The 10,164-nt window shown below is 50.8% G+C and carries 8 protein-coding genes; 3 read left to right on the top strand and 5 right to left on the bottom strand.

Going from position 1 to position 10,164, the window contains the following annotated elements; translation table 11 throughout:
* A partial coding sequence (locus GVI43_RS11290) for an autotransporter outer membrane beta-barrel domain-containing protein (protein ID WP_159566964.1) occupies nt 1-2,514 on the top strand: 2,514 nt, incomplete at its 5' end.
* A gap of 144 nt (nt 2,515-2,658) precedes the next feature.
* On the opposite strand, the gene GVI43_RS11285 is transcribed toward GVI43_RS11290, so the two are convergent.
* The gene (locus GVI43_RS11285) at nt 2,659-3,726 is read right to left on the bottom strand and encodes an AI-2E family transporter (RefSeq protein ID WP_159566963.1); all 1,068 of its coding nucleotides are present in this window, start codon (nt 3,724-3,726) and stop codon (nt 2,659-2,661) included.
* 476 nt (nt 3,727-4,202) lie between these two features.
* Here GVI43_RS11285 and bepA point away from each other — a divergent pair, with 476 nt between their 5' ends.
* Together bepA and arsC are read left to right on the top strand one after the other, a co-directional pair.
* Entirely contained in the window at nt 4,203-5,672 is a 1,470-nt protein-coding gene (gene bepA / locus GVI43_RS11280; RefSeq protein WP_159566962.1) for a beta-barrel assembly-enhancing protease, read from the top strand.
* A 25-nt stretch (nt 5,673-5,697) separates the two neighbouring features.
* Nucleotides 5,698-6,048 carry an arsenate reductase (glutaredoxin) gene (gene arsC / locus GVI43_RS11275; protein ID WP_159566961.1) on the top strand — a complete coding sequence of 117 codons (351 nt, stop codon included), beginning with the start codon at nt 5,698-5,700 and terminating at the stop codon, nt 6,046-6,048.
* A gap of 24 nt (nt 6,049-6,072) precedes the next feature.
* Here arsC and hda read toward each other — a convergent pair whose 3' ends face one another.
* The 4 genes from hda to upp form a co-directional block, all read right to left on the bottom strand.
* Entirely contained in the window at nt 6,073-6,780 is a 708-nt protein-coding gene (hda, locus tag GVI43_RS11270; RefSeq protein WP_159566960.1) for a DnaA inactivator Hda, read from the bottom strand.
* Between the two features lie 90 nt (nt 6,781-6,870).
* On the bottom strand, nt 6,871-8,142 hold the full coding sequence (locus tag GVI43_RS11265) for a uracil-xanthine permease family protein (RefSeq protein ID WP_159566959.1): 1,272 nt from the start codon (nt 8,140-8,142) through the stop codon (nt 6,871-6,873).
* A gap of 195 nt (nt 8,143-8,337) precedes the next feature.
* Nucleotides 8,338-9,237 (bottom strand): endonuclease/exonuclease/phosphatase family protein, encoded by a 900-nt coding sequence (locus GVI43_RS11260; protein WP_159566958.1) that lies wholly within the window; start codon nt 9,235-9,237, stop codon nt 8,338-8,340.
* A gap of 153 nt (nt 9,238-9,390) precedes the next feature.
* Entirely contained in the window at nt 9,391-10,017 is a 627-nt protein-coding gene (upp, locus tag GVI43_RS11255) for a uracil phosphoribosyltransferase (protein WP_159566957.1), read from the bottom strand.
* Between the last annotated feature and the right edge of the window lie 147 nt (nt 10,018-10,164).

Raw genomic sequence — 10,164 nt, 5'->3', positions numbered from 1 at the left:
GGTCTGACCCAGCTTGACCTGCAGGGTACGGCGGCCAATGCGTTAATTCTGACGCCAAACGTGGGTGCGACCGGCAAGGCGGCTGACCTGAGCGCTAAAGTCATCGGCAGCGGTGATGTAGCCATCGAAGCCGGTACTCAAACCGTTAGCCTGTCTAACCAGCTGAACAATTACACCGGTGACACCACCGTGCGTAACGGTACGCTGGTGATGGCGAATAATCACGTGCTGGGCAATACGGCTAACTTAACCGTTAACAACGGGGCCGCGTTTAACACCGCTGACGGCGCAGGCAGCTACAGCCAGACCGTGGGGGCGTTAAATACCGTTGGCGGCGCGTCCGTGACGCTGGCTACGGGCAGCGTGTTGACGATTAGTGATACCCAGCGCGCTGCCGGTGTGACTGACGGCGGAACCATCGCTGACAGCACCCTGAGCGGTGCGGGTGAACTGCGCGTGTCTGGCAGTGAATTGGTGGTGAACGGCGCTAACGCCGGTTATACCGGTGACGTGACGCTGTCCAATACCTCACTGGCTACCTTAGACGGCGCACAGGGTCTGGGAACGTTGGGCACCATCACCGTTGCCACCGCGAGCGACCGTCTGAATGTCAATATCAACCCGCTGTCCGGTAATAGCACCAACCTGAGCAAATCGCTGGCCGGTGCGGGTGAAGTGACCGTTCAAAACGTCACTGACCTGACGGTCTCTGGCAATAACGCGGGCTTCAGCGGCCTGTTCACGGTGGAAACCGGCGCGGCATTACGGGCGTCAGAGCAGAAGCACTTAGGCAGTTCAGCCATTGCCAACGACGGCGTGACGTATCTGACCGCCAATAGCCTGTGGGAACTGGAAAACGCTATCACCGGTACCGGCGCGCTGGTTAAGCAAGGCACAGACAAACTCGTGGTTAACCATGATTTGGCCTATACCGGCAACACCACCGTTGATGCGGGTCAACTGATTATCGGTGACGCCGTCGGCTCAGCCGGTACCCTATCGGGCAGTGCTCAGGTTAACGTACTGGCTAACGGTACGCTGAGCGGACTGGGCGACGTTGTTGGCGCGGTCAACAATCAGGGCACCGTTGCGTCACTCAATGCCTTAAGCGGCTATGCGGGCGCCGCGGCCGGTAACCAGAATATCGGTGCACTAACCAACGGCGGCACTATCCAACTGGCAGGCAGCCAGACTGGCAATACCCTGACGGTCAACGGTGACTATACCGGCGGCGGCACGCTCGTGGTTAACACCGCCTTAGGCGATGACAGCTCGGCGACCGATAAGTTAATTATCACCGGCGATACCTCCGGTAATACCGGCGTTGTTGTCAACAACGTCAACGGTGCCGGTGACCAGACGGTGAACGGGATTGAAGTAGTGAGGGTCGGCGGTGTATCTAACGGTACCTTTACGCTCAATAACCGTGCGGTAGCCGGAGCTTATGAGTACTTCCTGAATAAGGGCGGTGTTGCAACACCGAACGACGGCGGCTGGTATCTGCGTTCTCAGTTACCTGACCCGGCTAATCCAGCTGACCCGTTCAATCCGGTTAACCCGACGCCAGCGAATAACGTTATTCGCCCTGAGGCCGGTAGCTATATGGCCAATATGGCCGCAGCCGGTAAACTGTTTAACCTGCGCTTAGAAGACCGTGAAGGCCGGGCAGAGAACTCCAGCATGTGGTTACGTCAGGTGGGCAACCGTACTAAGTTCAGAGACACCAGCGGTCAGATTAAAACCGCCACCAACACCTATGTGATTCAGGGCGGCGGTGAAGTGGCGCAGACGCAGTTCAGCGATAACGACCGCTTAGGCGTGGGCGTGATGCTGGGCTACGGCCAGTCAGACAGCCAGAGCGGGAATAGCCACAGCGGTTATAGCTCCAAAGGCCGGGTTGACGGCTACAGCGGCGGCGTTTATGCCACCTGGTATCAGGATGCCAACACCCTGAACGGCCTGTATGTGGACAGCTGGGTGCAGTACAGCCTGCTGGACGCTGAGGTACACGGCGAGCAGCTATCGGGCGAAAGCTACGATATGAGTGGCCTGAGCGCCTCGGTTGAAAGCGGCTATCGTCTCCCGGTTTATCAGGGTGAGAACGGTCAGGTGTTTGTGACACCACAGGCGCAAATCACCTGGAGCGGTATCAAAGCCGATGACCACCGTGAGATCAACGGCACCCGCGTGACGTCAGATGGCAACAACAACGTGCAGACTCGTCTGGGCGTGAAGCTGTCCCGTGATGGCGTGAGCGACGGCGACAAAGGTAAAGACAAGTTATTTACCGTGTATGCCGAAGCCAACTGGTTGCATAACTCGGAGCAGGCAGGTGCCGTGCTGGACGGCGTGGCGGTCAAGCAAGCGGGCAACGCTAACGTGGGCGAGCTGAAGCTGGGGGCCGAAGGCCAACTGAATAAGCACGTTAATCTGTGGACCAACGTGGCTCAGCAAATGGGTGATGAGGGCTACAGCGATACGGCGTTAACCGTAGGATTTAAATATAAGTTCTGACCGTTGTGATATAACCGGCCCGCCATGGATAATGGCGGGCCTTTAGATAATGACTTTAGCTATAAATACAATTAAGGGCTATCTGTAAACAGATAGCCCTTATTTTTACCGCATTGCCGAATCATTCAACTCGGACAAAAGCGTTTAATCTAAATTTTCGGCGATTAAATCATCAGGCCATACGTGCATCACCGCTTTAACCAGCGTCGCCAGTGGGATGGCAAAGAACACGCCCCAGAAGCCCCACAGGCCTCCAAATATGACCACCGACAGAATAATCACTAACGGATGCAGGTTCACCGCTTCGGAGAACAAGAATGGCACCAATAAATTACTGTCTAACCCCTGAACCACTAGATAGGCAACGAACAAGGTCCAGAAATCAGGCCCAAGCCCCCACTGAAACAGCGCCACGATGAACACCGGGATAGTCACTAATACCGCCCCGATATAAGGAATCAAGACCGAAATCCCGACCAACACCGCCAATAGCAGCGAATAACGCATATCCATCGCCCAAAACACCAGATACGTCGCCACGCCCACAATGACAATTTCGACCACTTTGCCACGAATGTAGTTGGTGATCTGCTGATTCATCTCAATCCAAACCTTACTGGCCAAACCGCGGTTACGGGGCAGGACTCGGCGAAAAGCGGACAGCATCTGCTTTTTATCTTTGAGTAAAAAGAACACCATTAACGGCACTAAAATCAGATAAATTGCCAGCGTCAGTAAACCAACCAGCGATGCCATTGAATACTTGACTACTGACTCAGCCATGCCCATTAGCTTGGTTCGCAAATTTTCAGCGAACAAATCGATAATACCGGCATCCATCAGCGCAGGATACCGGGCTGGCAGCGTTGCGGCATAGTCATGGAATTTATTCAACATTTTAGGCAAATCAACCAGTAAGTTAACGCCCTGCTGCCATACTGCCGGCATCACGACTAACGCCGCCAGTGAAGCAACCCCGCAGAATAAAATCAAAACGCCCCCCACGGCCAAACCGCGGGATAGCCCCATTTTCTGTAGTTTAACCGTCGGCCACTCAAGTAAATAGGCCAGAACGATAGCCACCAGCAACGGAGCCAGAATATCGTGGAAAAAATAGATGATACCAAAGCCAACCGCTAAAATAATCAGTAGAGCAACAGCCTGGGGATCGGTGAAACGTCGGCGATACCAACGTAACAACATATCCAGCATAACAACCTCCGGAATGAACCAACTCAGCAACGGCATATTTAATTCAGCGCTGGGTTTAAATTCAATAACCCTATAGCAAGGGCAAAATAAACGGGACAAAATGCAAAAATGATTGTCTACGTTTTGAAGTGCTATGAATTGCTGAACGCTCAAAGGGAAACGCCCTTGGTAATCCAGCGTAGATACAACATAACAATGACAATTTATTGTTAATTTCCAATTCAGAGCGGCTGTACATCAGAACTGTCGCTATAATAGCAACAAACGCGCCGCGTAACGATAACATTTCAGGCCGTTCGGCTATTTAGGCTGGAAAAAGAAATGACAATAAGAGTATATTTACATCAATGGGTTACACCTATCTTAATAGCGTATCAACCGTTGATACGCTATTGCTTAAAAGAGCCGTATTAAGAAAATATGCTTGGTACGAAAGGTGTTAAAGTTAAACGCTAACGTCTGGAACCAAAACCATTATGTCCACTGGCCTACGTAAATCATTGCTCGTCACCCTATTAGGCAGCTCGCTACTATTTCCTGCCGCTATTCCAATGGTGATGGCTGATACGACTACCGACTTACCCGATATCGGCACCACCGCCGGGGGAACGTTGACCATCAACCAAGAATTGGTGATGGGTGACTTTTATGTTCGTCAGTTGCGTTCCGGCGCTCCGCTGATTTACGATCCGCTGCTGACCTCTTATGTAAATAGCCTTGGTCAACGATTGGTTTCCAAAGCCGATACCGTTCGCACCCCATTTCATTTCTATCTGATTCAAAATGATGATATTAACGCCTTCGCCTTTTTTGGCGGAAACGTTGTTCTTCACTCATCGCTGTTCCGTGAAACCGATAACGAAAGCCAGCTGGCTTCCGTCATGGCTCACGAAATCTCTCACGTCACCCAACGGCACTTAGCCAGAGCGATGGAAGAGCAGCAGCGCAATGCGCCATTAACCTGGGTTGGCGCATTAGGATCGATCCTATTGGCCATGGCTAATCCTCAGGCCGGCATGGCGGCGCTAAGCACCACGCTGGCCGGTACTCAGCAAGGCATGATTAGCTTTACCCAATCGAATGAACAAGAAGCCGATCGTATTGGTATTAAAGTTCTACAGCGGGCCGGTTTTGACCCAATGGGCATGCCTGACTTTATGCAAAAACTGGCTGATAAATACCGTTATGCCAGCAAACCGCCTGAAATCTTGCTAACTCACCCATTACCCGATAGCCGGATGTCAGACACCCGTAGTCGAGCCAGCCAAATGGGCCACAAAAATGTCCCTTCATCACAAGATTATTTATTCGCTAAGTTTCGTATCATGGGCATGTACAGCGGCCTTGGCGGGCTAGATACCACAATGCTGGACGCCTACGCAAAGGGAACGGACAGAGAGCAGCTAGCCGCAAGATATGGTCGGGCAATTATCAGCTATAAGGCCAAACAGTACGACCAAGCCAGCGCACTGATACAACCATTATTGTCTCAACAGCCAAATAACCCATGGTTTTTGGATCTGATGACGGATATCGATCTTGAACAAAATCGAGCTCCTGAAGCTATCAGGCGGCTAGAACAGGCAATAAAAAGCCAGTCGGCTAATCCGGTACTGCAGCTGAATCTGGCCAATGCCTACCTTCAGGGCCGCCAGCCGGTGCAGGCCGCTAAGCTGCTTTACCGCTACACCTACGCTAACCCTGAAGATCCAAACGGTTGGGATCTACTGACTAAAGCCAATGCTGACCAAGGGCTTCGTGCAGAAGAACTTTCAGCCAGAGCAGAAAGCATGGCGTTAGTGGGTCGCTTAGATCAGGCCATCAGCATGCTGACATCGGCCAGTTCTATCTCTAAAATCGGTAGCCTCGAACAGGCGCGCTATGACGCCAGAATCGATCAGTTGCGCCAGCTACAGCAACGCTTCAAACAGTTTGAGAAGTCTTAAACGGCAAAGCAGGAGTGCATAACGTATGACGAAGAACGTCACTATTTATCATAACCCTCGCTGTTCTAAAAGCAGGGAAACGCTGGCGCTGGTTGAAGCGCAGGGCATCAAACCAAATATCGTACTGTATCTGGAAACGCCGCCAGACGAGGCGGCGATTAAGAACTTGCTCAAACAGCTTGGTTTTGATTCTGCCCGTCAGCTAATCCGGACTAAAGAGGATTTATACCAAGAGTTAACTCTGGCGGATGCATCAGAAGCCCGGCTTCTCGCCGCCATGGTTGAACATCCAAAACTTATCGAGCGCCCTATCGTTATTGCTGGCAATAACGCTCGCTTAGGACGCCCGCCTGAGCGGGTGCTGGAAATACTCTAAACCAGTGATTACCGCTGGCACCAGCTACAGCTCCAGCGCCTCTTTTACAAACGGAATGGTTAACTTACGCTGAGCGGTAATTGACGCGCTGTCCAGACGATCGAGCGTAGCAAACAGCGTACGCATATCTCTATCGAGGCGTTTAAGCAAAAAGCGTCCGACGTCTTCCGGTAGTTCAAACCCGCGCAGCTTAGCCCGCAAAATTAATGCCTGAAGTTTGTCATCGTCTAACAGCGGCTGAAGTTTATAAATCTGCCCCCAGTCGAGCCGGGAAGCTAGATCGGGGAGTGATAAATCGATCTGGCGGGGCGGACGATCGCCGCTGATAAGCAGCCGGGTAAATCCGGTTTCAAGAATACGATTATATAAATTGAAGATTGCCATTTCCCACTGTTCGTCACCGGCAATGCACTCAATATTATCGATGCATACCAGAGCCAAATGCTCCATACCTTCCAGAACTTCCGGCACAAAATAGGCCCGCTTATCCAGTGGAACATAGCCAACGGCCATTCCTTTTTGAGAAAGCTCAGCGCAGGCTGCGTGTAATAAATGGCTTTTACCGCCTGCATCGCCGGACCAGAAATAGATATAGGTACTGTGGTCCTGCATCAGCGCAGAATGAACGGCCGCAAGTAACGACGCATTTTCGCCAGAATAAAAACTGGCAAAAGTCTCATCATCAGTAAGATAAAGAGGAAAAGATAGCTGCGTCGACGTATTCAGAAACACCTCAAACCTAGAAGATCGAAAAACCGGAGCAGTCTATCACAGAGGGATCCTCGGGAGAACCGGCAACGCAGAGCGCTGCCGGTTAAAGGATCAATGTACTGAATGGGTTGAATCATGAACCGGCGCTTTTGGCAGGATCAGGTTCAGAACAATCGCAATCACGCCGCACAGGCTGATACCCTGCAGAGAATATTCACCGAAGTTAAATACCATTCCGCCAATACCGAAGACCAGTACGATTGATACAATACACAGGTTACGCGCAGCCGACAGGTCGACCTTATTCTTAACCAGAATATTGATACCGACTGCCGCAATCGAACCAAATAACAGCACCATAATGCCGCCCATGACCACAGAAGGAATGGTATTGAGGAAAGCGCCAATTTTACCGATGAAAGACATAAACACCGCCCAGCAGGCGGCGAACGTCATGACCATCGGGTTAAAGTTACGGGTCAAGGTTACCGCACCAATAACTTCTGCATAGGTGATACACGGAGGCCCGCCCAATAAAGCGGCTGCAGAAGTCGCCAGCCCGTCACCGCCCAGAGTACGGTGCAAACCTGGGTCTTTGGCATAGTCTTTACCAGTAACAGAGCTGATGGCCATAATATCGCCAACGTGTTCAATGGTCGGGGCGATAACCACCGGCAGCATGAACAGAATGGCCTGCCACTGGAATTCTGGCGTAGTAAAGTGCGGTATCGAAAACCACGGCGCATCCAGAACCGGTTTAAAGTCAACCAGCCCCATCGCCAACGCGGTCAGGTAACCCACCACAATGCCCGACAGAATTGGAATCAGACGGAATATTCCTTTAGCCCACACCGCGACCAGCAAGGTCGTCAGCAGGGATAACATAGAAATAAACAGCGCGGTACTATAGCTACCCACAACAACGGCGCTACCGTCGCCGCTCTTACCCAGCGCCATATTGACTGCGACCGGCGCCAGCGTCAGGCCGATAATCGCAATCATCGGTCCGGTAACTACCGGTGGCAGTAAGGCTTCAATAACCCTTGAACCACGTAGCTTAATCAGCCCGCCAAAAATCATATACATCACGCCGGCAGCCAATAACCCACCCATGGTTGCCGGAATTCCCCAGGTCTGAACTCCGTAGTGAATCGGAACGATAAAAGCGAAAGAAGAGGCTAAAAAGACCGGCACTTTACCTTTGGTACAAATCTGGAACAGCAGGGTTCCAAAACCGGCGGTAAACAGCGCCACGTTAGTATCTAATCCAGTGATCAGCGGTACCAGTACTAACGCACCAAACGCGACAAACAGCATTTGTGCACCCACCAAAATATTTTGCCAGGTAGGCGGCTGTGCGCCGGTCATTGACGGCTGTTGCATAGAATAAACCTCTAGTTTTAAATGATGATTGTGTTTTCATCCGACGCCTGAAACCAGCGGCTTCGGAACTCCTTGCTTACGGCATTACGTACTTATTATGTTCTACCTATTGACTACGTTTTACTCGTTAGCTGGCGGTAAAATCCGCCAACCAACGGCCATAAAAATGGACGATCCAGTCGCCCATTTTATATTCTATTGTTCGGTCATCCTTAGCTCGGCCACCAAGGGAAGGTGATCGCTAACGGACGGCCAGTTGATACCCAGCCATTCGCCGGTAGCGTTCGGAATGGTCAGGCGATCCAAATGCCAGCGCTGTGCATTGCCGGTAAAAATATAGTCTACTTTTATCTCAGCATTTTCTGCCGGCCAGCTACGTCCATCTTTATTTTCCGGCTGAATGTCATTCCAGTAACGGCTCAACTCGCGCCACGTCACGCTTTGTGGCACATCGTTCATATCACCAAACAGTAGCTTAATACCGCGAATTTCAATGGTGCGATCGTTAAGTTCCCTGACCTGCTCTAAGCGCATAGCCGGGTCTTCTTTGGTGTCTAGGTGCGCATTAATTACGGTGATTGGTGCAGCAAAACCGGGAACGGCAACGTTGGCCGTAAACGCGATTCGCTGTTCACGCTGCCCTGAAGGCAACGGATAAACCACTGAATCACTAATTGGATATTTAGATAAGAAAGCGACGCCGTACTCACCGCCGTCAAAATCAATCGCCCGGCCAAAAGCGCCGTACATACCGGTCAGCTTCATCAGCTCGGCCAATTGATCGATGTTCCCACTGCGGGCCGTTAGCTTATCGACTTCCTGCAGCGCCACAATATCAACGTTCATGGCCTTAATAGCATTAGCTATCTCGGTCATCTTACTGACTTTACCGGCAGCCATATTAAAAGAAGCGACTTTTAATACCGGCGCGTCCGCTAAAGAAAAAGTTTTATTGGTAATACCGCCCAGCGCGCTGGCAACTTCACGACTGTTTGCGTTGCTATTGGCATTGCTGACCGGTGCTTCATTGCTCCAGACGGGAGCCGATATAGAAAGAGTGAATATTGCGGCTAAGAAATAGCTGTAACGTGACATATTCAGCACCTATTTATCGTAGCTTATCACAACCGCTAGCGGGCAATCCGGCCCCGATGGTTTAGCGGTAGCGAGCCATAAAACCGCACGGCTCGCCGGATATAAATATTGCTTTTATAACAACGTCCTTGTTATAGCAAAACGTTAACTAAATTACTTAGTACCAAAAATCTTATCGCCCGCATCGCCTAATCCGGGAATGATATAACCTTTATCATTCAGCCCCTGATCGATAGAAGCGGTATATAGCTCAACGTCCGGGTGCGCTTTCTCTAACGCGGCAATACCTTCAGGCGCAGCAACCAGTACTAATACTTTAATGGAGTGGCAGCCGGCTTTTTTCAGCAAATCGATAGTGGCGATCATAGAACCGCCGGTTGCCAGCATTGGGTCAACCACCAGCGCCATACGCTCTTCGATATTGGAAACTAACTTTTGGAAATAAGGCACAGGCTGCAGCGTTTTTTCATCGCGATAAACGCCAACAACGCTGATACGAGCACTTGGAACATGCTCCAGTACGCCGTCCATCATGCCTAGTCCTGCACGCAGAATAGGAACAACGGTAATCTTCTTACCTTTGATTTGCTCAATCTCTACCGGGCCGTTCCAGCCATCAATAGTTACTTTTTCAGTTTCTAAATCGGCCGTTGCTTCATAGGTCAGTAAACTACCGACTTCAGAGGCCAATTCACGAAAACGTTTAGTGCTGATATCCTCTTCGCGCATCAGGCCAATTTTATGTTTAACCAGCGGGTGTTTGACTACGACTATTTTCATTTCTTTATTTTCCCCATATCGCAAAATGGCGCACTGTTCTCAAAAAAATCGGCAAATTATACCTGATATTGACGATGCTGTGGCAAAGAAATGCATGATTAAGATCATAATAGGCGATAGAACATTCAAATAATGCCGCCAGCGGCC

It is taken from the genome of Budvicia diplopodorum, from assembly GCF_009800925.1.
GTDB classification, from domain to species: Bacteria; Pseudomonadota; Gammaproteobacteria; order Enterobacterales; family Enterobacteriaceae; genus Budvicia; species Budvicia diplopodorum.
This window is presented reverse-complemented; position numbering and strand designations above follow the sequence as displayed.